Below are 25,938 nucleotides of genomic sequence, written 5' to 3' on the forward strand. Positions count from 1 at the left end.
CGAGATGAAGAAGGCCCAGCTCAGCATCTATCTCGATCCAGAGATCTTCCGCAGCCTTGAGGCATTTGCAAAACGTCAGGCCAAGCCCAAGTCGCTAGTTGCCGAGGCTGCCGTTGCCTCCTTCCTGTCTCCCGACGAGTCCGAGCGGCGTGAGGCAGCGATAGCCAAGCGGCTCGACCGGATGGTGCGTGTGCTCGAGCGCCTTGAGCGTAATGACAGTGTTGCGCTGGAAACAATTGGCCTGTTCATCCGCTTTTGGTTGACGGCAACTCCAGCATTGCCGGAGCAGTCGAGCCCTGGAGCGCGCGCCAAGGGCGCTGAACGCTACGATCGCTTTATTGAAGCGCTCGGACGGCGGCTCTCCAGTGGATCGTCGATCGTCAAGGAAGTCAGTCTCGAATCGTGTGACGTGGGAAGCCTTGATCCGACCCAAGACAAAGCCGGCCCCACCTGATCGCCCGCCATATCTTTCGCTACGCCAGACTGCGATCGCCATCGTCAATGAGTTGAAGCACGCTCGCTGATGTCCTTTCGTTCCCGCCAGGTACAATCATCTCATCGAAATCGATCGTTGCGGCGTCGGCTGGTGTACCTGGGAAGGAGAAGAGAGACATGCGCTCCATGGCGAAATCAATCGCAGGCAATCGAGCTCGAGCCCGCTGTCTCCGTGCCGCGCAAGTGTCGCTCTTCGGCTGCGCGAAAAGCGATCGTCTGGACTCAGCGAAGCGCTCGATGAGCGGCCCGAGTTCGCCGCGGACCGTCCGAGTGTCGGCAAAAAGAAGCCGCCCTCCAAGGTTTTCTGAAGCCCGCTTCATCTGGAGACGCGGTATACTTTGACGACATGCGCCAGGTTTGACCGTCTCGAGCGCAATGTGCAGATGATAACCCTAGACCGGCGCGCTACACGCCCGCTATCACCTCTCGGTCATGTGCGGCTGCCGGAATCTCGGTAGGCGAGGCAGCTCTCCTCAGCGACGAGTGCTTCAAGGTTCTGGCCGAACAGGATTTCGGAGTAACCAATCATCGCATGCTCCCAAAACCAAGTCCCGAAGATATCATCTCGGACGGTCCTGTCCATTTAGTGAGGCCGAAGTGAACCTCCTGCTTATGCTGTGTGCGGCTTGGCCGGGCCAGCCCGTCGAGAGCCTCGGCGTCCGCCGCTCCGGCTAGAAAACGAGGCAAAGAACTCAGCGTAGAAACTGCTTCTCAACGAGCCTCACGCGGTCCATTCCCTGCAGACGGAAAATTTCTTCGACGGAAACGATATCCTTGTTCACCGTATGAATGCCGCCATCACGGCGAATGCGTGCAAACACATCCTTCATTGCCGTCACAGACGCTCGGATTGCGTGGTTGCCGTAAATGACCATTCTTATTTTGCCCAACGCAGAGATCCGCGCCGCGTTCATTTCGGGATAAGCGGTCGGCACGATGACTATAGGAGCATGGCCGCTCCAGGCGCGCACAAAGCTTTCTACCTCATTAGGTGTCTTCTGCTTGGAGTGTATCAGGATCATGTCGGCGCCAGCCGATTCATATGCTGCCGCTCGCTTGAGTGCCTCCGCCTCCCCCAAGCCCGCAATTAATGCTTCGGTGCGAGCGATGACCAGAAAGTTAGGATCTCGCCGCGAAGCAAGGGCCGCGGCAATTTTGCCTTCGAACTCCTCGATCCGGAGTAACTCCTGCCGGCCTGTTGTCGCAAGGCTAGATACCTTGGGAAACGTTTTGTCCTCGATGACGATTGCGGCAGCACCAGCACGTTCGTATTCGGCAATTGCATGGGTGACGTTGATGGCATTGCCGTAGCCGGTATCAATATCGGCAATGATTGGCAACGGCGTTTGATCTGACATTGCACGCACCATATCAAGGTGCTGAGTCATGCTGACGAAGGACAGATCAGGCAGGCCGTAAAGAGCCGAGAGTTCAAAGCCTGAAGCCCAGATTCCATCGAACCCTGCCTCCTCCACGAGTTTTGCGGATAAGGGGCTGTGAGCCGCCATGACATGTAACAGCCGATCTTCAGCTATTTTTTTTCGCAATTTCGAGGTCATGGTGACTCCGTTCCAGTAGCGTCTCGGTTAACAGCGTGTTGAGCACCGAGCAGATTGAATCACTTAATCCGCGGGCCCGCACTCGAGGAGTGCTGCTATCCGGGTGATGCCGATCTCAGCCGCTTTCCGGTTCGATGGCGTCGAAAGCGACAATCGCACTGCGTTCGGCACGGGCTGATTGTCTACGGCGAAGAGCTCGGCGCTCCTAATCAATACCCCAGCAGCCACTGCCGATCGTGCAAAGCTGTCGCGCGTCCATGGCGGCGGCAACGGCAACCAGACATGCATCGAAGCCGGTTTTGAGACAAGGCCGAAGCGGCCTAAGGCGCGACGTGCAATCGCCTCTCGCGCTCTATTCTCCTCTCGGATCGCCCCTGAAATCAAATCCGCCGCGCCCGTTAGCGTCCAATTTGCAACGACTGCGGCCAACAATGGAGCCGCAGTCCAGAACGACAGTCGTTCGACCGGCGTCAGCGCCGAATTGCAATGCGCCCGCGAAGGCGCCACCAAGTATGCCAAACGTAACCCGTGTGCGAGTCCTTTCGTCGCGCTCATCACGTACCACACGACGTCTGGTGCGATCTTGGCAATCGGTGGCACGGCATCGGGATGCAGGCGTCCAAGGGCGTCATCCTCGATGATCGGCACGCCGTAACGGCGGGAAATGTCTGCAAGAGCGAGCCGACGGGATAACGGCATGATCGCCGTCGTCGGATTCTGCACCGTGGGATTGCAGTAAAGGGCGCGGACGCCGCCGTTCCGGCAAGCTCTTTCGAAGGCGTCAGGCAAAATACCATGCTCGTCGGCATCGAGTCCCACCAACTGCACGCCGGCCATCCCGGCAAGCTCACGTAAGGCCCCGTAAGACAAGCGTTCCGCTAACAATCGGCCACCTTTGCCAACCAAATGATGAAGCAGAATAAGCAGCGCGCTTTGCGTCCCATTTGTCGTGAGGATGCATTCGATATCGATCGCATCGCCAAGGCGTGGCGCCAGATAGCGCGCCCCACCCAGTCTTCCGCTGGACGAGCCGCGCGCGGCGCCACCATGAACCAATGGGTCCAGGCCATGCTCAGAACGAAGCCGCTGAATCGCGCGAGCCAGTTTGATATCAAGCCTGGGCACCGCAGGGGGCAATGAACGAGTGAAATCAACAAGCGAGATTTCTTCATTGGGTCGGCAAACTTGTGGAGCTTGGAGTTCCATGGAAGCTGGGTTTGTATTTTGCAAAAGAAATCGCTCGCAGCCGAATTTTGGCCACTACAGACCTTAAGTCTATAACCATACAACGTTTCGAAGTCAAAGGTTCTATACAACTATTTCCAAAACAGGTACCGTTCTGTGCACAGCAAGGGAAGCTCAGCGGTGAAGGAAAATTCAAATCGGATTGAGCGGGCGGGTATTAGCCTGTGGCGACAGGTCGGGGATGCCCTCGCCGAGGATATTGCAAGTGGCGCTTTCGCGGCGGGCGAGCGCCTACCTTCCAGTGAGTCGCTTGCAGCACGTTTCAGCGTAAATCGACACACCGTGCTCAAGGCGATCTCACATCTGGAAACGGAGGGTTTTGTGAGGATCGAGCGTGCGCGGGGAGCCTTCGCCGTCGTAAATCCCATTGAATTGCGTCTCGGTGCCAGAAGTTGGTTCGAACAGAACCTTCGTGATGGCAATCGCGCGCCTTCACGTACAGTTATCGCGGTCGAAAGAATTCGGGCTCCACTAGAGATCGCTACGCCGCTCCAAATCAAGCCCGGCAGCCCAGTTCTCTTCGTGACCCTGCTCGGCGAAGCGGATGGATTTCCGGTCAACTATAACTACAACTATTTTCCGCTGCAGCGCATGCCGAATGTTGAGACAGCATTCCAGGCAATCGGTAAGGGCCCGACGGAGGACTTTTCTTTCGGCAAGATATTCAAGTCCATCGGCGTGAAAGATTTTCGGCGCAAAACGATCCGAATTCGCGCGCGACCACCGAGCCGCGAAGAGGCAGCGCATCTGAAAATGCCGATGAGCGCTTACGTTCTTATGACTGAAGTCGTTCAGGTCGACAGCAAGGATACCCCTGTCGTGTATGCCGAAACTTGCTACAGCGCCGGCCGCGTGAGCTTACTCGTGGACATTTGATGCCTCGCGATTGGCAAGGCTCGCGCCGGCCCGGACAAATCCTCGCCAGACCGGGCGCGAGTACCGCCGGTCTCAAGCGCTCGACGAGACCGCATAGCCTGGGGCGAAGTCATGTCCGGCGGTAAAGCCGGGCGTCCGGCCCTGCGGAGTTGCAATACTTCCGTCATCAAACCGTCATGCGTCAATGGTTCTATAATCATAATCGCCAATGGCGACCCAGATGATGAGGAATGCTTTGGCAGGCGTATCAATCCACGGAATTTCTAAATCGTTCGACTCCGCTCCCATCCTCAACGGGATTTCGCTCGACATTCGCGATGGGGAGTTTCTGACCCTGCTGGGTCCGTCGGGGTGTGGTAAATCCACCCTTCTAAGAATCATCGCGGGGCTCGAGCAGCAGGATTGCGGGACTATCGAGGTTGCCGGAGTCAAAGTGGATCGCCTCCGCCCCAAACAGCGTGATGTTGCGATGGTGTTTCAGTCATACGCGCTCTACCCGCATATGACTGTCTCGGAAAATATGGCGCTGCCTCTGAAAATGCGTCGGCTTTCGGCTTGGCAGCGACTTCCTGTCATCGGCGCTCTGCTTCCAAAAACTTGCGCGGTGAGCGCCGAGATCAAGACGGAGGTGGTGCGCACTGCGAAGGCGCTTGGGATCGATCATCTCCTCGCGCACAAGCCTGGCCAACTTTCCGGCGGTCAACGCCAACGGGTTGCCGTCGGGCGGGCCATGGTTCGCCATCCCGCAGTGTTTCTGATGGACGAGCCGCTCTCCAATCTGGACGCGAAGTTGCGCGTCCAGATGCGCGGCGAAATCAAGGAACTGCATCGTCGTCTTGGCGTAACCTTCATCTACGTCACTCACGATCAGACGGAAGCAATGACCATGTCCGATCGCATCGCGGTCATGCTGAATGGTCAACTGGCACAAGTGGCGTCGCCGCGGCAGATTTATGCCTGTCCCGCCGATCGGCGTGTCGCCGAATTGATAGGCTCGCCCAAGATCAACCTGCTCGAGGCCACAGCGAGGAGTGAGGGACTCTTGACTGTTGCCGGGTCTGCGCTTGCGGTCGACAATAAGCTGGATTCCGGAAGCAGCGTCACGCTTGGTATCCGCCCAGAGTCGCTGCAGCCCGCCGAGTGGGCTGGCCTGAATACATTGACGGGTCGGCTGCGCTATGTCGAGCACGTTGGCGCCGATCTTTTTGCCCATGTCGACGTCCCCGGCTCAAGCGAACCTTTGGTTGCGCGCCTTCCAGTCGAACTCGCCTCAAACTTTCAATCCGACCAAATTGTGCATCTCCAGATTCGGCGCGAACAGGTGTTGCTGTTCTCCGCAGATGGGCGCCGAGTTTCCGAAGGCGATGCTAGGGTTACACCGCTTCGGAGCTACGCACAGTGAAGGCGCAACAGGCATCTGTTGTCGATCGACGCTCACGGGTCGAAACAGGATTTGCGGAAACGCTTGCCGGCTATACCCTAGCCGGGCCGGCTTTGGTCCTCATCTTTGCGCTGTTCATCCTGCCCGGAGCTGCCGTTCTCGCGATTGCCACGACCGATTGGCATCTCGGAGCAAAGACACTGTCATTCGTTGGCGCGGCGAACTTCACAAGCCTGTTCGCCGATAGGGTGTTCCGCGCGGCGCTCTTCAACACGGCCGTATATGTCCTCATGGTTGTGCCAAGCACGCTGGTTCTCGGGCTCTCCCTGGCTCTCCTGATCGAGAGCGGCAAGAGCCTGCGCGCCTTCTATCGCGCGGTGCACTTCTTGCCGTTTATGACCTCACTTGCTGCCATGGCAATCGTGTGGGAGGCGCTGCTGCATCCGACCATAGGTCTGGTCAATCAGGTATTCGGGTTGATCGGTTTGCCGACCGCCAACTGGCTGCGCAGCGAGGCGACCGTGTTGCCCATCCTCGCGATCATCGGTACCTGGCAAAGTCTTGGCTTGGCACTGGTGCTGTTTCTCGCGGGCCTCAAGGCCATTCCGCAGGATCTCTATGACGCTGCCGACATCGATGGCGCCGATGGGGTGCTGGATCGCTTGCGGGTCGTGACCCTGCCGTCGCTAGCTCCGGTCTCGCTCTTCGTGCTTATCGTCGTGACGCTGCGCGCTTTCGCGGCCTTCGATATTGTCCAGATCCTGACGCGGGGAGGGCCTGGCGACGCGTCTGTCATGCTGCTGTACGCTCTCTACCGAGAGAGTTTTGAGTATCTGACAACCGGCTACGGGGCGGCTATCGCTGTTATCTTTCTGGTGATTGTCATCGCTCTTGCAATGCTTCAGACGCGTGTCGTGAACAGCCGGACGTCCCGCTCATGACATTGCCTATGAAAATCCTGGCCGGCGCGGTCCGCCACGCTATATTGCTTACGACCGGTTCTCTCGTTCTAGCGCCCTTTGTCTGGATGGTGAGTTTGTCTCTCAAGCCGCCGGCCGAACTCTTTTCGTCGAGCTTCACACTGCTGCCGCAGCATTGGTTTGCGGTGGAAAACTACGCTAGGGCGCTCACCGAAGCGCCGTTGCCAAGATATATGCTGAATGGCGTGATCGTATGCGCGGCGATCCTTCTGCTGCAAATCATGATTTGCGCGCCGGCCGCCTATGCGCTCGCAAAAGTTCGTTTCGCCGGTCGCCAGGTTATGTTCGGGTTCGTGCTGATCGGGCTGCTCATTCCGCATCAGGTGCTAGCGTTGCCGCTGTTCATTCTCTGCTACGGCCTCGGAATTTTCAACACTTATGCCGCGCTGATCTTCCCGTTTGTCGTCTCACCCTTCGGCATCTTCCTGTTCCGCCAGTTCTTTATGTCTATCCCCGACGACATCGTCCATGCGGCTCGCCTCGATGGTCTCTCGGAGCTGAGCATCGTCTGGCGAATCATGCTGCCGATGTCGCTTCCTGCCGTCCTCGCCTTTTCGATTGTCTCGGTTGTTAGCCATTGGAACGATCTCTTCTGGCCACTCCTCGTGGTGCGCTCTCAAGAGTTCATGCCTCCGTCACTCGGCATCGTCACCTTCGCCAATGCGGAAGCCGGCAATGACTACGGACCCTTGATGGCAGGGGCTACCGTGGTTGTCGCACCACTGGTCATTTCCTTTCTTGCGGCCCAGCGTTGGTTTATCGAAGGGCTCACGGCCGGAAGCATCAAATGAAAGTTCTGAAGATCAAGGGTCTACGCTGCTCGATTGCTGCGGTTATCCTCGGTAGTGCTTTGACCGCAAATATTGCCCATGCCCAGTCTGTCTTGCGCGTTTCCGCGATACCCTCGATCTTCTCAAAGACATTTCGCGCACTGGCATCCGCGTTCGAAAAAGAGAACCCTGACGTTCGCATCGATCTTGACGTCTCGCAGTTCGACCAGCTCGCAATAATGCGGCAGACTCTCCGAATGGCGGTCTTTGGCGACTTGCCAGACGTCTCTTTTCAGGGCTCCAACTATCTCCGCATACTTTCAGACCGTGATTTGCTGATTCCGCTGGACAGCTTTATCAAGACCGACCCGGCGTGGACCTCCGAACTTTATTCTTCCTCGGTGGTGTCGACCGGCCGTATTGGCAAGACGACCTATGGTCTGGGCGTCGGGATGTCCTTTCCCATTATCTTTTACAACAAGTCTCTCGTTTCGAAGGTTCAGGAGGGAGCCAACTCGCTGCCGCGCAGTTGGGATGGCATCCTCGACGTCGCCGCACGAATCCAGTCGGAAAACACCCACGTCCTCGGATTTTTCTCCCGATACAACTCATTCATATTTCAAGGCCTCGTGGGTTGCTTCGGCGGATCCATGATGAATTCCGACGACTCGCGGATCGCCTTTACGGACAGTCCCGGCCAAGAGGCGATGCAATTGATACGCCGCATCGGTGCTGCCGGGCAGGCGAAGGTTGACATGACCACATCGCAGGCGCGGCAGGCGTTCACGGGAGGACAGACCGCGATCCTCCTGGATTCGAGCAGCAGCCTCGCATCATTTGAAAGCGAGGCGGCCGGCCGGTTCGAAATCGGCACGGCTCCGCTCCCGATGACAGGAAGCGACGCCTCGCTTCCGGCGGCCGGCATAACAGTCGTCATGCACACGACTGACCCGGCCCGCCAAGCCGTTGCATGGCGTTTCATGAAATTTGTAACCGGGGCAGAAGGGCAAAGCGTGGTCGGAACGACGACCGGCTATGTTCCCGCCAACGAAATCGCGATCGCTAGGCCTGGTCCCCTCGCCACCTACCATGCGGCGCATCCGAATATGCAGGCGGCGCTGAATTCCGTCGCGCACAGTCGAGGCTGGTACGCCTTCCCAGGCGAAAACGGCGGCCGGATTGATGTGATGATCGAGGATCGCGCAGGCGAGGTCATGAGGCTTCGGCAACTTCCAACGCCGGCGCTCGATCGTCTCGCCGAAGAAATCAGGAACTTGCTTCCAAAATAATGGTAGGTACTCCCGACGACTCGAGTCGGCAATCGTTGAAGGTTGCGGCGCGCTTTCGCAACTTCGCCCGCTGCGATCTTATGAGAATTCGAACCACTTGGACGACTGAGTGAAACTCCTGGTCCAATTGCGCCGACGGTCATGCCTCAGAGTCGGCGGAGCCGTAAGCACACGCCAACCGGAAAAACAGTGCGCGATCCCTTCTACCGTCACAGAGCTGTCGACGATCTCTTCTCTATTGCCTCGAGATTGTCAACAGCGAGAAGCGAGGATGGTTTCAGCCAGATCCCGCAGTAACGTCTGCGACAGCCGCCACTCGAAATTGCGAAAGAGTTCACAGAAGCGGCTGAAAACCTAGTGGGGTGGCCGGCCTCTGCTGCGCAGGCTCGCGTCCGTTAGAACCAATCCACTCTACACGATCAGTCGTTTCGCTAAGGACCTCGGCCAGAACCAAGAATGGTTACACGAAATCCGCCTACGAACTCGAACCTTAAAACGTTCTCCTCTACATCTGGGCCGTGCCAAGGAAACTCGCAAATCGGGGTGACCAAATTCGACGTTGAAAATCTCCAATAGCTCATCCGCAAATATCGAGAGATCAAGGACGATTGCCGCCACCGCGGCGGGCCCGCATAATTCACTGATGTTCACCAAACGATAAGGACTGGGATACGCCACGGGTATGGCTGGAAACTGGGTGGAGGTGATCACTCTGGTGATCTCTTGGTCATTTTTCGTAGTACCGTTTTGCGACACGAATTGCGAAAGGAAAGCGAAGATGCCAGCGCCCCATTTGCAGAGTGAAATCACGCATGCCGAGTTTACTCGAATAGCGGACGCCTGAACTTGGCACCACCTCGCGTGAAATCGCATCCCCGGAAAATTGAGCAAAGGTGTTCCACAGCCGTTTCAGCTGCCGCTGCGGATTGTGATGATTGAGGGTCGAGTCGGCGAGGTCATGAGGCTTCGGCAAGCTCCAGCTCCGGCGCTCGAGCGCCTTGCCGACGATATTAGGGCCCTGCTGCCCAAATAATGCGGCAGGCACTCCTGCGACGCGTCGTCAAACTCTAAAGACGAGCGCATTCGCAGCTTTCGCGCGCCATCAATTGCTAGACCCTAAGCCCATTGCATTGGCTCCAAGCGCCGAGGGCCTCGCCTTGCGATCGCACTAGCAATCGATTCCATCCCGCAGCGGCACCGACCAGCACCAGGGCACTCAGCAAGAGAAAAGCGCATGATCTTCCGACTGTCACAAAACCGTCTGAACTAACCTATAATTATAGAACAAATAGATGGGGCGCCGCCGACGATGAGGTGGCCCAAACGGGCAACAGGAGGGGTTATAAATGCGACGAGTTTCGAGTACCGCAGGCAGGCGGAAGAAGAGGCGGTACGTCATCGATGCCGCGCTTTGGCTGGCTGCGAGCGTTCCGCCGGTGGCGGGAGCAACAGGTGCTCTCGCCCAGACGACAGACCTCGGAACTGTCCAGACATCCGACAGTGCTGTCGATGTCAATTCGGCCGTGTATCAAGCTCCAACGACAACGCCGTTGACGGTGACGCAGCCGACCTCCGTTATCGACAAGCACTACATCGAGAACAACATTCCGGCGACCGCCAACTTCGACAGTGTCATCAACGTTGCGCCGAGCGTGATGGTTCAGCCGAGCGGAAGCGGTGGAGATGATGCCAAGATCTCGATCCGCGGCTTCCAGAACGGCCAATTCAACGTCACGCTGGATGGAATTCCGCTTCGGGCCTTCAACCTCACCCAGCGCAGCGGCTCTTTCATCATGACAAATGATCTCGGGCAGGTCACTGTCGATCGGGGTCCGGGCACGGCGTCGACTGTAGGCGATGCGACGTTCGGTGGCACGGTGGGACTCCAAACCAAGTCACCAATGTCGTCCTTGGCTACAACGGCAACCACGGGCTACGGCAGCTTCAATACGCAGCTCTACGGCATCCAGCTTGATTCCGGTCAGCTCAAAAGCGCGAACGGTGCCTCGTTCTTCCTTGACACGCAGTTTACGAAAAGCGACGGCTATTTCACCAACGTTGCCAAAGAGCGGGAAAACGTGGCGCTGAAGCTTGTGCAGCCGCTCAGCGACAATACCACCCTCACTTTCGTTTCGATCAACAATAATGACCTACGAAATTATTTTTCGGGTGCATCGCTCGCCCAGATCAAGGCCTACGGCCCAAACTACGGACTATCCTCCTCCCCGAACCAGCAGAACTACGCGGGCTACAACCGCTGGACTTTAACGACTGACTTCGAGTACCTCGGCCTCAAGTCTGACTATGGCGACGGCTGGCATCTTGACCAGAAGCTCTACACCTACGGCTACAGGGAGCACCCCTCGTTCTATGGCCTGGATGTCAGTAATAACTCCGGTCCCGGTACGGTGTTCGGCGCCAGCGACGTGCCGGGCACGTTAGGTCAAGTACACTTCCGCTCCTATGGCGATGTGGTCGCGATCACCAAAGACCTGCCTGACGGAGACGTGAAGTTTGGTGCATGGGCCGAGCACCAGCCGAGCTATCGGGGTAGCTTTAAGGTCGACATGACTTTGGCGCAGCAATACATATCCACCAACTACGATCAACACATGACGCTTAATACATTTCAACCTTACCTAGAAGGAGATTGGAAGCCATTACCTGGCCTGACGATCACGACCGGTGCCAAATACGCCAATGTCGAGCGCAGCTATGAATCGTTGGTAGATCCGAACACACACGGGGTGGCGCAGTATGACCAGACCTGGGCGAAGGTACTGCCGTCGCTTGCAGCGAACTACAAGCTGTCGCCTAATTGGTCGGTCTATGCCCAAGCCGCGGAAGGGTTCTTGACCCCACCCAATGCTCTGCCCGGCAGCGCCAATGTCCAACCTCAAACTACCTGGAACTATCAGGTTGGTACGAGCTATCAGAGTAAGACCTTCACGCTTGCTGGCGATGTCTATTACATCGACTTCCAGAACATGATCGCATCGCAGACGATCGGCGGGATTGCTAACTACTTCAACCAAGGTGGCGCAATCTACAAGGGTATCGAACTCGAAGGAACGGTTCACGTCGGCAACGGCTTCAGCGTTTTCGGCAATGGCAGCCTTAACAGTGCCAAGAGCACCCAGACCGGGCTATGGATTCAAGAGGCGCCCAACGCGACGCTTGCAGGCGGCCTGATTTACGAAGAGGGTAACTGGCACGCCTCGCTGACGGACAAATGGGTAGGTTCCCGGTTCGGCGACGTCGGGCAAAAGCAACCGCTATCACCATTTAATCAGCTCGACATGGCCGTTACGTACAAGGTCAAAAACCCTCTGCCCAATCTGGCGGCGGTGACCGCAAAATTCGGGATCAACAATATCCTCGACAGTCGTACAATTGTAGATTTCGCCGGCTATTCCGGCGTTTCGGTAACACCGCTGTTCTATACACAGATCGGCCGGAACATCTATAGCAGCCTGACTGTGCAGTTCTGACGCCACACCATCATCGAAGGAATTGAGCATGACTCTGGATCGTCTCTCCGAACTCGCGGCGCAGTCCGACGGCATTCTCTATGTTATGGCCATCCTACTGTTAATCGCGCTCACCGTGATTATCGATCGCTTCTGGTATCTTGGCCGGACCATACGTCGCGGAAAGCACGTCACCAGCACCGTTTCGCAATTCGGGCATCTAGATCGGAGGACGCTTGCAGACCTCGTCGAGAAATCGCCACGGCTGCCGCATCGCGCCTTGCTGGAAGTGCCGCTGCACCATTCCGAGCTGAAGGATGCGCATCGGATGTCCGAGCTGCTGGAGGAAGCAATCCTATGGCAAGTCCCCAAGCTGGATAGCCGCTTGTGGCTGCTCGACACCATCGTGACGCTCGCGCCTTTGCTAGGCCTTCTCGGCACGATCGCTGGCATGGTCAAGGCGTTCGCAGTTCTCGGCGACGCAGGCAATGCAGCGACGCAGATCACCGGTGGCGTCGGCGAGGCTCTGATCGCGACCGCATGCGGTCTGCTCATCGCCATTGTCGGTCTCGTTTGTTTCAACAGCCTGAACAACTGGACGCGGCTTATCGTTCATCAACTCGAGACTTTGAAGGTCTCTATGGTCAACCGCCTCGATGCGCCTCGGATCGCTGCAGGAGAAAAGCGTGCTCATGGTCCTGCAATCCACCCGGTCGCGAATACGGGGACCTGACAATGCGATATTTCGAGATGCGGAAGGGCCGCATAGAAATCATCCCGATGATCGACATCATGCTATTCCTGCTGGTGTTCTTCATCATGATCACGTTGCGAATGATCCCGGCGACCGGCATCGCCTCGCAGCTTCCGCAAAGCAGCACTGCACAGGATCTCCCCCACCCAAAGATCGTCGTTACCCTGTTTGCCGACGGCGCTATCGAGACGGATGGGCAAAAACTAACTATTGACGATCTGACGACAAAATTGGCCAGCGAGCCGGACCGCGAGCACGCTGCCGTTACCATTGCCGGAGCCGGAACCGCCACGCTCCAGAATCTTCTCGCAGTGATGGATGCGTGCCGCAAAGCCGGCATTGTTCAGGTGGGACTAGCCGCGAAGGAAACCAAGTAGGAGTGCAATCGTTGTGACCATCGCGACAGTCGATCATTTCAGCCCACTGCAGGAGCGCTCCGCACTGCCCGCTTCGTTTGTCGCTGCGCTGTTGCTGGAGGGCCTCTGTTTTCTCGCCGTCGTCGGCTGGGTCACGCAACGCCCGGCCCGGATCGAGTCATCAGCGCCGACCATGCAGATTTCGCTGGTGGCCGCGCCACCTGCGCCGGCCGAAGCTCCGCCGGATCCGCCTTCTATGGTCGCGGAAACTCGGCCGGTGCCCGAAGAGGCTCCCCCGGTACCGGAAGATCCTCAGGTTACTCCACCGCCCTCGGAGGTCCCTCCTCCGCCGGCAGACGTTGCTCCACCTGAACCTGCTCCGCCACCTCCGAAGGCGGAGGCGCCGGTCGTACGCCCCAAGCCTGCAAAGCCACCGCAGCAGGTCCAGCGAAAACCGGCCGCGCGCCCAGCGCAGCAACAAGCGACCGCAAGCGCGGCGCCGAGCGCTGGCGCGATGTCGAGTTTTCAAGGGGCACTACGGCAAGCCGTCGAAAGTGCATTGATCTATCCGGCGTCTGCGCGCGCCAGCGGCCAGCATGGTCGTGCCCGCGTGACATTCGATTATCAGGACGGGCGCGTATCGGGGGTCAGCTTGTCCCAATCGAGCGGATCTGCGGTTCTCGATCAGGCCGCACTTGCTACGATCAGGAGCGCGCATTATCCGCCTCCGCCGCCTGAGATGAGCCATCGTACGCTTCACCTTAGTATCTTCGTCGAGTTTAAGGCAGGTATGTGATGACGGGGACGCCATGATTGAGCGAAGGCACGGGCGGGCGATACGTGTGAGCGCAAGGAAAACCGCAAACGGGCGCGTGGTCTACCGAGAGGCCGTATAATGGGACGCATCCGAAGTCTTGCCATCTCCCTTTCATCCTTAACAGTGTTGGCGTCCGGTGCGACGGCTGCCGACGTCACTTCAGCTCGGTCCGGCGCCAATTCGGAAGTCGTGAGCATGAGGCGGCTGACACATGCAGAGTACCGCAACTCCATTGCCGATATCTTCGGAACCGAAATTGAAGTGCGCGGCTTCTTCGAGCCGACGATCCGCATTGGCGGCTTGCAGGCAGCCAGCACCTCGGTGCTTTCGGTAACGCCTGTGGGCTTTGAATCCTTCACCAAACTGGCGGACAGCATCGCTATCCAGGTCACGGGGGAGAAATATCGCGCCAAGCTTCCCTGCGTGCCGAAGTCGGCCAAAGAGCCCAATGATGCCTGCACCGCACAAGTGCTGAGCCATTATGGACGGATGCTGTACCGCCGGCCATTGATCGAGGACGAAATCAAAAGCGCCGTCGATCTGAGCCACGGGCTCGCCGAGTCGCAGAACGACTTCTATGCCGGCCTGCGCTATGGCCTGGCCAGTTTGCTCCAGGCGCCCAATTTCGTATTCCGCATGGAAACTGCGGTGCCGGCCGGCAACAAGCAATGGGCGCTGGACTCATATAGCCGGGCGACGCGCCTCAGTTACCTGATGTGGGATTCAACGCCCGACGCCGAGTTGCTCCAAGCGGCCGAGAAGGGCGATCTGAATACGCCCGCCGGGCTTGACAAGCAGGTCGACCGCCTCATGGCCTCGCCACGGCTGGACCTCGGCATCCGGGCCTTCTTCACCGACATGTTGGAGCTCGACAACTTCGACACGGTGTCTAAGGACAGCAACCTGTACCCCAAGTGGAGCTCGGGTACTGCCGCCTCGGCGAAGGAGGAAACCCTGCGGACCGCCATCGATCTGGCATTGCATACCAATGGCGACATGCGCGACCTGATGACCACGCGCAAGACCTTCATCAACCGCAATTTGGCCGCCGACTATCAGCTGCCGTTCCAATTCAAGGGCGAATGGATGCCCTATGAATTTGCCGCTGATTCAGGTCGCAGCGGCATTCTCACGCAGGCCAGCATGCTGGCCATGTTCTCCCATCCCGGCCGCAGTTCACCCACGAAGCGCGGCGTGGCGGTAATGGATATCTTCCTTTGCGAGCCCACGCCTGCGCCGCCCGCCAATGTGGATTTTTCGGTGGTCAATGACACCAGCGGCCCGTTGAAAACGGTGCGCGAGCGCTTGATGGCGCATGCCGCTAACCCGACCTGCGCCTCCTGCCACAATCACAGCGATCCAATCGGGCTGACTCTTGAGGGCTTTGACACGATCGGTCAGCGCCGTACCATGGAGAATGGCAAGTTTATCGATCTTTCGGCCACGATAAAGGGCAAGCATTATGCCGGCGCCGCGGGGCTTGGCCAATTCCTGCACGACGATCCCAAATACACGGCCTGTCTTGCACGCAAGGTCTATGCGTATTCCCGCGGTGTGAACAGCGAAGATGTCCCCGCCTCCGCTGTTAAGACCGCCTACCAGGCCTTCGCGGATTCCGGTTTTCGGATGCGTTCGTTGCTGAAGAGCCTGGTCGACGACAAGGACTACTTCAGCGCGCCTGCGCCTTCCCCCGAAACAACCAGCTCCGCGCCCAACGTCGCGGACCAATAGATCGGAGCCCGTCATGAAGATCGATCGCAGATTTCTGCTCCGCGGCACATGCCAGGGCGCTCTGGCCGTCATGGGCATCCCATTTCTGGACTGTTTCCTGGACAGCAAGGGCGAGGCCCTGGCCGCGACCGGAAAGCCGCTTCCCACCCGTTTCAACACATTCTTTTTTGGCTTGGGCCTGACCTCGCAACTGTGGATTCCCAAGACGGCCGGGAAAGAGTGGGAGATGACGTCCCAGTTGAAACCACTGGAGCCCTATCGCGCCAAGCTGAACGTGTTCAGTGGGTTGCGCGTTCCGCTCGACGACAATCCGAATTACCAGCATTGGTCGGGGGCGGCGGCCGCCGCCACCGGCATTTCGCCCACCAAGGATAAGGAATTCGATTCTAAGACCATCGACCAGCAGATCGCCGACGTCATCTCCCACGGCGCCCGCTTCAAATCGGTGTCGGCTTCTTCCGCTGGCGATCCGAAGCAGAGCTATTCCAGCCTTGGTGGCGCCAACACCCTGCCGGCCGAGCCGTCGCCCCTCTCGCTTTATACCCGCTTGTTCGGGCCGGGCTTCCAGGATCCCACCAAAGAGGACTGGAAACCGGATCCGCAAGTCCTGATACAACAAAGCGTGCTGTCAGTTGTGGCGGACAATCGCAAGCGGGTCATGCAGAACCTCGGTCCCGCTGATCGCGCCCGCATGGACCAGTATTTTACCTCCGTGCGCGAAGCCGAACTGCAGCTGGCCGCGGAACTGCAGCGTCCCGAAATCCAGGCCAAGGTCACCATTCCTTCCGCACCCGCCGAGATGGTCTGCAACAATTCACTTCCCAACCTTCGCAACGTGACGCCGTTGATGGCGCGGCTTGGAGCTCTGGCGCTCGCCACCGACCAGACGCGGGTGTTCAATCTCAGCATTTCTGAGCCGACATCCCAAATCTTCGTGCCTGGCGACTCGCTCGGGTATCACCAGACTACGCATGAAGAGCCCACCGATCCGGGCCTAGGTTATCAGCCGCGGGTTGCGCAGTACAATGTCGACATGATGCAATTGTTCGCCATGCTCCTGAAGGAGCTCGATGCGGTTTCAGAAGGTGACGGCACGGTTCTCGACCATAGTCTGGTCTTTGCCTTTACCGACCAAAGCTTTGCCAAGATCCACGCTGTCGATGGCCTACCGATCTTCGTGGCTGGTGGAGCCAGCGGCCGCATGAAGGCTGGTTATCATGTCGCAGGCGACGGCAGTACGGTTTCCCGTGTCGGCCTGACAATCCAAAAGGCGTTGGGCGTGTCGCTTGATGCCTGGGGCAAAGGCTCCATGGAGGTCAAGCAGCCCTACACGGATTTGCTCGCGTAAGGGTGCTCGCCAAATCGATGACATCTAGAGTGCTTCGGCCAGGGAGTTGTTATTTGCATGTTTGCGTTGGGCTTTCGCTGTGTTGCCGCCGCAGTGTGTGTAGCATTTGGTCTTGCCGTGTTGGAGAGCGTTGCCGGTCCGGCAGAGGTCGCTCAAATCAAGTCCCGCCAGGACAAGTTCCGTGACATGGGCGGTGCACTCAAGGCGATCAGTGACGAGCTGAAGAAGCGAACGATTGATTGGGACAACACGGTCCTGCCTAACGCTCAGACGATCAAGGATCGCAGCGGCTATCTGCTGAACTGGTTTCCCAAGGGCAGCGGCCCTGAGTCCGGAGCCAAGACATATGGGCTGCCAGCACTCTGGCAGAACAATGATGATTTCGTAACGTTGGGCAAAGTGGCGCAGGTCGAGGCAGCAAAGCTGAATCAGGTTGCGATCAGCAAGGACGCGAATGCACTGAAGGCGCAAGTGGAAGCGATGGGCAAGGCCTGCAAGGCCTGCCATGATAGCTATCGCTCGCCGGACTACGCAAAAGAAAACGATGACTAGAGCGGTCTATGACTTCCTCTGAGCTGAGCCGTATGGAATCGACCTTGGCCGACACGACGGACCTGGGAGTCTGGGACCTTCCAGTGCGCGGCATGCACTGGCTCCTGGTGATCGGGATCGGCGTTTGCTGGTGGACCGGCCTTCACAATGAACTCGAATATCATCTCTATAGCGGCTATGCGATCCTGTGGATCGTGCTGATGCGTCTCTATTGGGGACTGGTTGGCTCCTCGACCGCACGGTTTGCCAATTTCGTGCGCGGTCCGAAGGCTATCCTCGACTATGCCAGCACGCTGCACTGGCGTGATACGCCCCACACCCACGGCCACAACGCGCTAGGGGCGGTCAGCATTGTTCTGATGGTGGGCCTGGTCTTGGCCGTGGTGATTCTTGGCCTGTTTGCGGTCGATGTGGACGGGCTCTATTCGGGACCCTTGTCTAGCTACGTGACCTTCAGGCAAGGCCGCCATCTCGCGCATCTGCACTATTATTGGTTCACTATTCTTCTGTGGGTGATCGCGCTGCATCTCGCGGCGGTGATCTTCTACTTCATCTATAAACGCCAAAATCTCGTCACGCCCATGATCTCCGGCAAGCGCCCAAGCAATGCGGGCGATGCTGAGATGAAAATTGCTCCCTTGTGGCGATTTGCGGTCGGCGGAGTCATCGCCACCGCCCTCGTATGGGCGGTGTCGATAGGCTTCAATTTCTGAGGAAATGAAAAAGAGCAGGCAGGCAAGTATGAAACGCAGTTGTGGTAGTATCGGCTTTGTTCTCGCGGCGCTCTGCGCTTCGGCGGGAATCAGTTTCGCGGCGGAGCGGCCGCCTGTCGCCGCCACTCCGGTGCCCACCGAGCCCGCGCAAGCCTCCGACAAGCTTCCCATGGTGCCGCCGGCCAAGCCGGGGATGTTCACCAAGCAGAAGAAAGACGCCGACCGGTTTCACCTGGTGGTCGCCGGCCACAAATTCACTAGCCGCGACGACATCGAGAAGTATCTCGCCTATCGCGCCGCCGAGCTGACCATGGAGCAAAAGGCGAGCTGGTTCACACTTGCTGAATCCCGCTCCAAGGGCGACACGGCACCGGTGCCCAAGCGCGATCCCGCAGGCCTACGCTACAGCTTCCGCATGGAATATTTCCGGCCCGCCTGGCGCTATAAGACTAGCGCCTCCTCCGCCTGGAAGACTTGGAGTCCTTTCGCGGGCACAACATTCATTTCCGATGACGCCAAGAGCATCACCGATTTCGAAGTGAGCGCCGACATCGTGCTTCACAAGGGACAGATGGACGACGCCGATCCCCTGGCTTTTGAAGCCAGAGCGGTATCTGACCTCTTGATCAATCAAGTTTCTCCGCCGGAATAGCCGCAAGGACCTTCAATGAAGATTCATCGTCGTGCCTGTATCGAGATGTTCGCCAGTCTCGGTGTCATCGTCGCCTCGCCCGCGCTGGCCGAAGGAAAGACCGTCGAGGTGGTCATGAAGAACAACCCCAAGAGCGTGTTCGTGCCTGCGATCGTCAATATCAGCGTCGGCGACACGGTGAAGTGGACCAATCCCGGCGTCATCACCCACTCCGTGACCTTCGTTCCCGCCCAGCCGACCGCGGCTTTCGATGCCGCGCTGCCGGTCGGCGTGGCGCCTTTCGACTCTGGCAACATGGAGGAAGACGCCACCTTCAGCCACACCTTCACGGTAAAAGGGACTTACAAATATTTCTGCAAGTTTCACGACGCGATGGGAATGGTTGGAACGGTCGTCGTTTCCTAAATCCAACCGTTGGAAGGAGTAGCGTTATGGTAGTGAAAAACCGTCTCATCATTTGCACGACGGTCGTGGGCCTGATCGGCGGCGCCGCATTTCCCGCCAAGGCTGATTCCTGGACTCGCGGCTTTGTGGTGAGTGCCTATGAATATGCCTTCCGCTACGGCGGTCGCCCTGGCTTTACGCGCGGCGCGGAAATCGAGCCGGGCGTGGACTGCCCGCATGGCAGCACCATTCACTTCGCCAATTCTGATCAGACCAGGATCGCGCTCGCGCGCCAAAAATGGCGGTCCCGGCAGGAGATCGACTGGATCATTGCGCCTCCGGGGCTGGACCAAGTCCGGGACCCTGCGATGGTGAGGGTAGACATTTGGGACCGCGCCATCTCTTATCGGGGCTATAAGCGCGGCATTGAAACCTACGTCAATCCATGGGCCGCCGACGATCCAGGGCAGCCGGAGGTAACCAGCCGCATCGCCGACGGCTTCAATCTGGACAGCCAGATCGGGGCCAATGACTTTGTCGGTCCGGATGGCGAGAAGGGCATCGACAACTCTCTGTACCGCGCTTGGGGCTGCGACGCGCCGTGGCGCGGCAACGGCAACGCGGAGTTCGGTCTGCGAGTCAATGATAAGATGCAGTCCGGCCTTTTTACTATGGTTGTGCGCATCTCCGGCAACCAGGACCCCATGAATGACAGTGACGCCACGGTCGAGATCGGCTATTCACCGGACAAGATTGTGAAAGGCGCTCGCGGCAGCATCGCGGCGGATTATTCCTATCGTATTCCGAAATCAGACCAGTACACCAAGCTGAAAGCCAAGATAAAAAACGGCGTCGTGGAGACGGAACAGGTGGAACATCTGCACGCCCCACGTATCGCATGGTACTTTAATCAGACCGGCGACGCCAACTTCGCCAATGGCATAATCCGCCTGAATATTGCCTCCGATGGTTTAAGGGGCACCGGTCTGATCGGCGGATACCGCAACTGGCGTGATCTTTATGCCGAGGCCACTTTCCCGTTTAACGCCGGCGGGCAAGACACCTCGCACCATCAGGATCATTTGGCGCTCTACTTCGCGCTCCGCCGCAATGCCGATGGCATGTATAACGAGAAGACCGGCCAATATGACGGCATCTCCACTGCTTATCGTATCAAGATCTCTTCGGCTTTTGTGGTCGACGCCGACGAGCCGATGGACATTCCGATAAAGGATTATGACCTGTGGCAAAAGAACGCCTTTGAGGCCATCAAGGCCAACACCATCAAGGGCATCGAGTCTCGCATTCCACAGGATGTCCCGCCAGGTAACATTGAAGCATCCTATCCCCGTCTCGAGAGACGTATCAGAGATCTACCCAGCAGAGATTTCTTCCTCACGACGCTGGACCGTCCGCACTATCCGGACGGCGTGGGCATGGACGAGAGCGGCAACCCGATTGATGACCAGGGTAACCGCATCGACAAGCTTGACGAGTAGGGCAATCCAATAAGGGCGCCACGCCCGACAGCAGGTCAACAATGGCGGTCCGCCGCGGTCTACCATCTCGATGCGCCTCCGGTAACCACCGCGGAAAGGCCGTGTCCAGCCCAGTGATCCACACCGTCGCAAATGTGGGACACTGACCAACGGGGTATTTCGAGATGCGAAAAGGCCGCATAGAGATCTTCCCGATGATCGACATCATGCTTCGTTACTGGTATTCATCATCACCCTGCGGGCGATCCGGCGACAGCCGTTGCATCCCAACTCCCGCAAAGCGGCACCGCGCAAGACCTGCCCCACCCGAAGATCGTCGTCATGTTGTTTGCCGGCGGATGCATTGAGATGGATCCTCAAGAATGTCGATCGACGAGTTACCAGAGGCCAGCGAGCCGAACCGCGAGCAGGCAGCCAGCACTATTGCAGGCGCTGGCGCGGCCACGCCGCAGACTCTGCTCGCTGTCACGCATGGATGTCGCAAGGTCGGTGTTGTCCAGGCGGGGCTCGCTCCTAAGTAAGCCTGGTAAGGATGCAATCCTCATGACCATTGCCGCGGCCGATCATTTTCAGCCTGCCACAGGATCGCTCTGCGGTGCCTGCCTCGTTTGCCGCTGCGCTGTTGCTGGAGAGCCCGTGTTTTCTCGCCATCGTTGGCTGGCTCATCCAACGTCCGTCAAGGCAAGAAGCGTCGGCGCCGACCATGCAGATCTCCCTCGTGATCATTCCAGTTGCAACAATCGAAGCGCCGCCAGATCGCCTGAGATAATTATCGAAGCTCCGAAGGCACCTGGACATTCACCGCCTGTTCAAGCCGAGAGCGCAGGCGCTTCGAGCCCTTCGTCGACCTGGGCGCGCAAGTCTCGTCAGTCCAAGATCCGGACCACTCCTCACGCCTGAGGTTCCTTCGCGCGAACAGTTCACATCCATAGGTCGCGGGTATGCTCCTATCTGTCGGTATGCACGAGGTTTTGCGGGCAGGCGGATGACTGAGGACCTCCAGTGTTGAACCAGCAACGGACCGATTCTGATGCGCCTTCCGGCAATAAGGAACAAATACAATGGTCGCAAATTCAACAAGCCACGAGCCAGAGGCCCTGTTGCCATCGGAGTTTCTTATAGAAGCCTCCGGTGTTCCTGCCATCGCATATTTCCGCGCGGGATCGCCGGGATCTCCCGTAATCATCGGGCTTCCAGGCGGCGGCCATATGGCAAGAATTTTTTACGGTCACCCGGGCAGCCGGGGCGAGGATTTTCTCGACCATTGGCTCAAGGAGCACGGCATGGGCTTCATCGCCCTATCCTATCCGTCCGATCATCGCGCCTTCCGGCGTCGCTTGCCTGATCTGACGGTGACTGATTGGGCAAACGCCGCCGCGGCGATAACGCTCGAAATCATCCGAACACGAGGTTCGCGCGCTCCAATCGTGCCGATCGCTTGGAGCATGGCGGGACGGGCCTGCCGGGCATTCCATGTTGCTGCGCGCCGTTTGGGTCTCGAGATGCCGGGGTTCATTGCACTTGCAGCGACTCCGCCAATGCCCGGTATGGTTCCAGCGGAACCGGAAGGAGTGCCACTAACGGCGGAGGGCTTCTGGAGAACCGGGAATGATGATGCAGGTTTTTCTGCCCGTAGCGCATCCTTTCTTCGCGACATCAACTGGAGAGGGAAGGAGATCATCGGCGCGGCCGCATACGCGTCGTACTATCTCGTGAACACTCCGATCCGCTTACGGGGCGAACCCAATCAGCGAACCGGACTTGAACGCAATTCTCTGCTCGACACAATCGTCGATCTGGGGACTTTTGCCTACCCCGAGTATCCCTTCACGGCCGCGATTGCGCCTACGCGCACGACCGACGCGCGGCACGCTCTTACGGATCAGGCAACATGGGGTTTCCTGAACAGCCAAAAACTGTTCTGTGAGTATTCTGCTGCAAGCTCAACGTCCGCGCTCGACGGAGTCTGGAGCGAGCTGCGAGACCTAGCGCTGCAACTCCAAACCCGACTTTGTCGTTATGTGGAGGGCGGCCATTTCTTCTTTATCGGACGCGAAGGCGCGAAGCAGAGCGCGCTACATATCGCAGACTTGTGCAAGCAGCTACAACGTTTGCAAGTGACCTTGGTACAACTTCTGTCAGCCGAATCTGCGGGCCTTCAGGCGGAATAGGAATCTGATGCACTCGTTCCCATCACGTGACGGTTCGGCTGGTCTCTCTTTATTGAGCGCCGGCGCGTGATTGTCCATTCGAGTGAGGAGGCGGCCGACGCGGAGAAAGACCAAACTGGGGCACACTTGCATCACCTACTTTCATCCCGAATTGAGTCGCAAACGAGACTTGTTGATGAGAGCTCCCGCGAAACATGCTATGCAGCGTCCCGCCGTGGCGGCATGTTCACAGGTCCTCCGCTTGAAGGGAATGCAATTGTCCTGAGAGGGAATCCGGCGTCCTGATCAAGGTCATCCTTTACAACGCCGATGTGTGCCGCAAGACATTCAGACCCGAAGCTGGGAAACAATGAAGCCTTCCGCGATGTTTTGAGCGACGCCGAGATCGCGCCCGTGGCGAAATTTCATCCGTGAGAGCTGGAACAATCGCGCTCGAGGGACAAGCCCCTCTGAAGTCAGCCCGGCATAGATGAAGCTGCTTCCGCGCCCTGTGTTCTGTCCCGGAAAATTCGCCGACAAGGTTGCGCGAGTTTCTGGAGGATGGAATCGGCGGTAGCGGTCCACATGAAGGGGCGTGAATCTGCATTGTGGGTGCGGATAAAGCGGTCGATTTTTTTTGACGAGGTCGGCGGTGGAATCGAACGATCCCCGTCGGATTGCGCGTTGGGTGATGAGTGCGAAGAAGGGTTCGACCTGGTCAAACCAGGGAGCGTAGGTTGGTGTGAAGTGAATGTGCCAACGCGGACGGCGGGCGAGCCGGGCCCTGATCTTGGGATGCTTGTGGGTGGCGTAGTTGTCGACGACGAGATGGATGTCGAGTTGCGCCGGCACATTAGCTTCGATGTGACGCAGGAAGGCGAGGAACTTCTGGTGACGATGGCGGGGTTTGCATTGAGCGATGATTGCGCCGTCGAGCACGTTGAGGCGGCGAACAGGGTGGTCGTGCCATGACGCTGGTAGTCGTGGGTGACACCTTCGATGTAGCCTAGGGTCGTTCGAGGGCCTGAATCTGGCTCTTCTCATTGACGCAAAGCACTACGGCCTTGTCAGGCGGATTGAGATAGAGCCCGACCACGTCGCGCAGCTTCTCGACAAATACTTTTCCAGTTGAAATAGGTCGCCTGGCCGATCCCGGGTTTGCGCGGAGCGGCGCCGTATTGGTCGACGTGCCGTTCGAGCATCGGGAGAAAGCGCTCGGCGTCGGCCGGTTTTCGCTCTCGACAACGACATCTAGAATCAAGCCGGTTCGTCCGGTGGTGATTATGGCCCTACTGAACTTTACGGCCGCCCTTGACGATGATGTCATAACAGGCGCACCAGCTTCCCGCCGACCGGCGCGCCTCACCGGCAAAACGCGGCGCTCGGCTTGGGTCGATCAGGCGTGCAACCAGCGGCATACAATTCTCGACCTCGCCGCAAGGCGATCGCCTCGATCGTCATGCAGTGGACCAGATGTTGCAGTGCTTGTTGAAGTGCGGCGACGGTGGCGCGGGTTGCCGCGATCAAGTCCCGATAGAGTGTGGCCCTGTTTCTCACCGCGGCAGTGCTGGATCGTCTGAGCGCGCTTCTTGGCCAGGTGCGATGATTGCGCCAGACGATCTGCGCGGCGCCGGGCAGTTTGCCCGTCTGCTTCAAAAGCCGCACCATCACCCGCACCGCATCCCACAACAGCGAACTATCGGACGGCGCATGCATCAGCGCTGCGGTCACCGTACTGTTGATCCGCGCCACAGTTCCGTCTTCAAACTTCTCCTGGCGTGCGTAGCTGATTAGCGTTCGGTTGATCGCCTCCAAGGTCTCCGCACGGATCGCACTAATCGTCTTGTGGAGCACCGTCTGCTTCGCAACCAGCCGAGCGGCAGCCGGAAAAAGGTGATAAACGACGCGGACTCCTCCAATATGAAACGCCAGCTCCACGTAAGACAATTGCCGATATTGTGTCAGCAGCGGGCAGTGCGCCACGGCTTCCGCCGACAGGCCATCGCGGCCCGTTGGTCGAACCTCGCAGCAACGCAGATCATTCATCACCAACCCGAGCAACTCGCGATGTTGATTGCTCCTACCCGAAACCGCCCAGTTTCACTTCACGCGCGAACATTCCGCTTCGCTAAGTGATTTCAGAATCTTAACCGTTTATGGACGGCGACTCTTCCATGAGTTTGATTCAACCAAAAGTAGTTCATCCTAGAAAGTTTAGTTACGGCCGAGACGGGTAGAGAGCGTAGAATTGATTTTCGCAATCGCCAACCCAAATCGCCGATCTCCTCAATCCCGTTGGGTGCGATCCGGGTCTTCTGAACTCCATGCGGCAGTAGATCAGCGATATCCCTCTTTGCGTACAGTATCGTATTGAACCGATACCAGGGCTCCACTGCTTTGTTGTCTTTGAGCGCAAGGCGAATGACATCGTAAGCCTCGTAGTCAAGGGAGCCGAACCGTTCTTGCCAGAACACAAGGGGGCGCTCGTTGATATGGTTTTCCCCACCCTGCCCAGGTGTGGCCGCCGAAAACGCAACCAAGTCGCCATGCGCAGTGAGGCTAGATATGAAAGTGTCGGAACACAATGGATCGAGGTGCTCAGCAACCTCGAAACTTGTCACCAAGTCAAACTTGTCGCCAACGCGAAATGGAGTTGATAGATTCACAGGTAAGAACTCTTCTCGTGGAATGTGAAGCGATTCAACCCGAACGTAGGGCCCGTCTACGCCCTTTGCCGTTTTGACGCCGGCAGCCTTCCACTCGCGAAGCCACGCACCACGTCCGCAACCAACGTCGAGGACAGAAGAAGGTTGCAATAGCGGCACAACGAGCCTTACGAGTTCCTTCGCGGATGAAATTGCACCGCGCTCAGTGTATTCAAAAAAGTCCTCTGAATAGGAATGCAGCTCACTCATCT

22 protein-coding genes and 2 pseudogenes are annotated in these 25,938 nt (G+C 58.0%); 18 read left to right on the top strand and 6 right to left on the bottom strand.

Annotated features, from left to right (window positions below; genetic code table 11):
* Positions 1 to 4 precede the first annotated feature (4 nt).
* Entirely contained in the window at positions 5 to 454 is a 450-nt protein-coding gene (locus tag YUU_RS0108295; RefSeq protein WP_027521976.1) for a hypothetical protein, read from the top strand.
* Between the two features lie 733 nt (positions 455 to 1,187).
* On the opposite strand, the gene YUU_RS0108310 is transcribed toward YUU_RS0108295, so the two are convergent.
* Positions 1,188 to 2,054 carry a phosphonopyruvate hydrolase gene (locus YUU_RS0108310; RefSeq protein ID WP_035661639.1) on the bottom strand — a complete coding sequence of 289 codons (867 nt, stop codon included), beginning with the start codon at positions 2,052 to 2,054 and terminating at the stop codon, positions 1,188 to 1,190.
* Between the two features lie 63 nt (positions 2,055 to 2,117).
* Positions 2,118 to 3,260 carry a PLP-dependent aminotransferase family protein gene (locus tag YUU_RS50315; protein ID WP_084801359.1) on the bottom strand — a complete coding sequence of 381 codons (1,143 nt, stop codon included), beginning with the start codon at positions 3,258 to 3,260 and terminating at the stop codon, positions 2,118 to 2,120.
* A 159-nt stretch (positions 3,261 to 3,419) separates the two neighbouring features.
* Here YUU_RS50315 and phnF point away from each other — a divergent pair, with 159 nt between their 5' ends.
* From phnF to YUU_RS0108340, 5 genes are all read left to right on the top strand, one after another.
* Entirely contained in the window at positions 3,420 to 4,175 is a 756-nt protein-coding gene (gene phnF / locus YUU_RS50320) for a phosphonate metabolism transcriptional regulator PhnF (protein WP_198031714.1), read from the top strand.
* Between the two features lie 235 nt (positions 4,176 to 4,410).
* Positions 4,411 to 5,577: an ABC transporter ATP-binding protein gene (locus YUU_RS0108325; RefSeq protein WP_027521979.1), complete on the top strand. Its 1,167-nt coding sequence runs from the start codon at positions 4,411 to 4,413 to the stop codon at positions 5,575 to 5,577.
* Entirely contained in the window at positions 5,574 to 6,497 is a 924-nt protein-coding gene (locus YUU_RS0108330; protein ID WP_027521980.1) for a carbohydrate ABC transporter permease, read from the top strand. The genes YUU_RS0108325 and YUU_RS0108330 overlap by 4 nt, the downstream gene beginning before the upstream one ends.
* Before the next feature lie 8 nt (positions 6,498 to 6,505).
* Positions 6,506 to 7,327, top strand: a complete 822-nt coding sequence (locus YUU_RS0108335; RefSeq protein ID WP_245287969.1) for a carbohydrate ABC transporter permease — start codon at positions 6,506 to 6,508, stop codon at positions 7,325 to 7,327.
* A complete protein-coding gene (locus YUU_RS0108340; protein WP_084801361.1) occupies positions 7,324 to 8,595 on the top strand; it encodes an extracellular solute-binding protein in 1,272 nt (423 codons plus the stop codon). Before YUU_RS0108335 ends, YUU_RS0108340 begins: the two co-directional genes overlap by 4 nt.
* Before the next feature lie 727 nt (positions 8,596 to 9,322).
* On the opposite strand, the gene YUU_RS58445 is transcribed toward YUU_RS0108340, so the two are convergent.
* Positions 9,323 to 9,640: a hypothetical protein gene (locus tag YUU_RS58445; RefSeq protein WP_156944163.1), complete on the bottom strand. Its 318-nt coding sequence runs from the start codon at positions 9,638 to 9,640 to the stop codon at positions 9,323 to 9,325.
* A gap of 301 nt (positions 9,641 to 9,941) precedes the next feature.
* Between YUU_RS58445 and YUU_RS0108350 the strand changes: the two genes are divergently transcribed.
* The 12 genes from YUU_RS0108350 to YUU_RS0108410 all read left to right on the top strand — a co-directional run bounded on the left by YUU_RS0108350 (position 9,942) and on the right by YUU_RS0108410 (position 23,042).
* The gene (locus YUU_RS0108350) at positions 9,942 to 12,086 is read left to right on the top strand and encodes a TonB-dependent receptor (RefSeq protein ID WP_084801362.1); all 2,145 of its coding nucleotides are present in this window, start codon (positions 9,942 to 9,944) and stop codon (positions 12,084 to 12,086) included.
* Positions 12,087 to 12,114: 28 nt separating this feature from the next.
* The gene (locus YUU_RS50325; RefSeq protein WP_051389653.1) at positions 12,115 to 12,798 is read left to right on the top strand and encodes a MotA/TolQ/ExbB proton channel family protein; all 684 of its coding nucleotides are present in this window, start codon (positions 12,115 to 12,117) and stop codon (positions 12,796 to 12,798) included.
* 2 nt (positions 12,799 to 12,800) lie between these two features.
* Entirely contained in the window at positions 12,801 to 13,196 is a 396-nt protein-coding gene (locus tag YUU_RS0108360; protein WP_027521984.1) for a biopolymer transporter ExbD, read from the top strand.
* A gap of 493 nt (positions 13,197 to 13,689) precedes the next feature.
* A complete protein-coding gene (locus YUU_RS62635) occupies positions 13,690 to 13,971 on the top strand; it encodes an energy transducer TonB (RefSeq protein WP_156944164.1) in 282 nt (93 codons plus the stop codon).
* A gap of 99 nt (positions 13,972 to 14,070) precedes the next feature.
* Complete coding sequence (locus YUU_RS50335; RefSeq protein WP_035661648.1) at positions 14,071 to 15,723, top strand: DUF1592 domain-containing protein; 1,653 nt, start codon at positions 14,071 to 14,073, stop codon at positions 15,721 to 15,723.
* A gap of 13 nt (positions 15,724 to 15,736) precedes the next feature.
* Positions 15,737 to 17,071 carry a DUF1552 domain-containing protein gene (locus YUU_RS0108370; RefSeq protein ID WP_035661651.1) on the top strand — a complete coding sequence of 445 codons (1,335 nt, stop codon included), beginning with the start codon at positions 15,737 to 15,739 and terminating at the stop codon, positions 17,069 to 17,071.
* A 57-nt stretch (positions 17,072 to 17,128) separates the two neighbouring features.
* Positions 17,129 to 17,623: a cytochrome c gene (locus YUU_RS50340; RefSeq protein WP_084801363.1), complete on the top strand. Its 495-nt coding sequence runs from the start codon at positions 17,129 to 17,131 to the stop codon at positions 17,621 to 17,623.
* Positions 17,624 to 17,667: 44 nt separating this feature from the next.
* Positions 17,668 to 18,336 carry a cytochrome b/b6 domain-containing protein gene (locus YUU_RS0108380; protein WP_198031715.1) on the top strand — a complete coding sequence of 223 codons (669 nt, stop codon included), beginning with the start codon at positions 17,668 to 17,670 and terminating at the stop codon, positions 18,334 to 18,336.
* 4 nt (positions 18,337 to 18,340) lie between these two features.
* Entirely contained in the window at positions 18,341 to 18,988 is a 648-nt protein-coding gene (locus tag YUU_RS0108385) for a hypothetical protein (protein WP_156944165.1), read from the top strand.
* 15 nt (positions 18,989 to 19,003) lie between these two features.
* Positions 19,004 to 19,393 carry a plastocyanin/azurin family copper-binding protein gene (locus tag YUU_RS50345; RefSeq protein ID WP_051389656.1) on the top strand — a complete coding sequence of 130 codons (390 nt, stop codon included), beginning with the start codon at positions 19,004 to 19,006 and terminating at the stop codon, positions 19,391 to 19,393.
* 26 nt (positions 19,394 to 19,419) lie between these two features.
* Positions 19,420 to 20,871, top strand: coding sequence for a hypothetical protein (locus YUU_RS0108395; protein ID WP_027521988.1), 1,452 nt, complete (start codon positions 19,420 to 19,422; stop codon positions 20,869 to 20,871).
* A gap of 1,061 nt (positions 20,872 to 21,932) precedes the next feature.
* Entirely contained in the window at positions 21,933 to 23,042 is a 1,110-nt protein-coding gene (locus YUU_RS0108410; RefSeq protein ID WP_156944166.1) for a hypothetical protein, read from the top strand.
* Positions 23,043 to 23,532: 490 nt separating this feature from the next.
* Here YUU_RS0108410 and YUU_RS56180 read toward each other — a convergent pair.
* The 3 genes and pseudogenes from YUU_RS56180 to YUU_RS56185 form a co-directional block, all read right to left on the bottom strand.
* Positions 23,533 to 24,156: pseudogene (locus YUU_RS56180) on the bottom strand (IS630 family transposase); the annotation flags it as partial.
* Between the two features lie 335 nt (positions 24,157 to 24,491).
* A pseudogene (locus tag YUU_RS50350) lies at positions 24,492 to 25,097 on the bottom strand (ISNCY family transposase); the annotation flags it as partial.
* A gap of 62 nt (positions 25,098 to 25,159) precedes the next feature.
* Positions 25,160 to 25,936: a methyltransferase domain-containing protein gene (locus tag YUU_RS56185; RefSeq protein WP_084801366.1), complete on the bottom strand. Its 777-nt coding sequence runs from the start codon at positions 25,934 to 25,936 to the stop codon at positions 25,160 to 25,162.
* Between the last annotated feature and the right edge of the window lie 2 nt (positions 25,937 to 25,938).

The sequence above is a fragment of the Bradyrhizobium sp. Ec3.3 genome (genome assembly GCF_000472925.1).
Taxonomy (GTDB): Bacteria; Pseudomonadota; Alphaproteobacteria; order Rhizobiales; family Xanthobacteraceae; genus Bradyrhizobium.

What these genes read in the sequence shown, in the direction of transcription:
- YUU_RS0108295 (WP_027521976.1), top strand. Translation starts at nt 5, where the DNA reads ATGAAGAAGGCCCAGCTCAGCATCTATCTCGATCCAGAGATCTTCCGC.
- YUU_RS0108310 (WP_035661639.1), bottom strand. Translation starts at nt 2,054, where the DNA reads ATGACCTCGAAATTGCGAAAAAAAATAGCTGAAGATCGGCTGTTACAT.
- YUU_RS50315 (WP_084801359.1), bottom strand. Translation starts at nt 3,260, where the DNA reads ATGGAACTCCAAGCTCCACAAGTTTGCCGACCCAATGAAGAAATCTCG.
- YUU_RS0108335 (WP_245287969.1), top strand. Translation starts at nt 6,506, where the DNA reads ATGAAAATCCTGGCCGGCGCGGTCCGCCACGCTATATTGCTTACGACC.
- YUU_RS0108340 (WP_084801361.1), top strand. Translation starts at nt 7,324, where the DNA reads ATGAAAGTTCTGAAGATCAAGGGTCTACGCTGCTCGATTGCTGCGGTT.
- YUU_RS0108350 (WP_084801362.1), top strand. Translation starts at nt 9,942, where the DNA reads ATGCGACGAGTTTCGAGTACCGCAGGCAGGCGGAAGAAGAGGCGGTAC.
- YUU_RS50325 (WP_051389653.1), top strand. Translation starts at nt 12,115, where the DNA reads ATGACTCTGGATCGTCTCTCCGAACTCGCGGCGCAGTCCGACGGCATT.
- YUU_RS0108360 (WP_027521984.1), top strand. Translation starts at nt 12,801, where the DNA reads ATGCGATATTTCGAGATGCGGAAGGGCCGCATAGAAATCATCCCGATG.
- YUU_RS62635 (WP_156944164.1), top strand. Translation starts at nt 13,690, where the DNA reads ATGTCGAGTTTTCAAGGGGCACTACGGCAAGCCGTCGAAAGTGCATTG.
- YUU_RS50335 (WP_035661648.1), top strand. Translation starts at nt 14,071, where the DNA reads ATGGGACGCATCCGAAGTCTTGCCATCTCCCTTTCATCCTTAACAGTG.
- YUU_RS0108370 (WP_035661651.1), top strand. Translation starts at nt 15,737, where the DNA reads ATGAAGATCGATCGCAGATTTCTGCTCCGCGGCACATGCCAGGGCGCT.
- YUU_RS50340 (WP_084801363.1), top strand. Translation starts at nt 17,129, where the DNA reads ATGTTTGCGTTGGGCTTTCGCTGTGTTGCCGCCGCAGTGTGTGTAGCA.
- YUU_RS0108385 (WP_156944165.1), top strand. Translation starts at nt 18,341, where the DNA reads ATGAAAAAGAGCAGGCAGGCAAGTATGAAACGCAGTTGTGGTAGTATC.
- YUU_RS50345 (WP_051389656.1), top strand. Translation starts at nt 19,004, where the DNA reads ATGAAGATTCATCGTCGTGCCTGTATCGAGATGTTCGCCAGTCTCGGT.
- YUU_RS0108395 (WP_027521988.1), top strand. Translation starts at nt 19,420, where the DNA reads ATGGTAGTGAAAAACCGTCTCATCATTTGCACGACGGTCGTGGGCCTG.
- YUU_RS0108410 (WP_156944166.1), top strand. Translation starts at nt 21,933, where the DNA reads ATGGTCGCAAATTCAACAAGCCACGAGCCAGAGGCCCTGTTGCCATCG.
- YUU_RS56185 (WP_084801366.1), bottom strand. Translation starts at nt 25,936, where the DNA reads ATGAGTGAGCTGCATTCCTATTCAGAGGACTTTTTTGAATACACTGAG.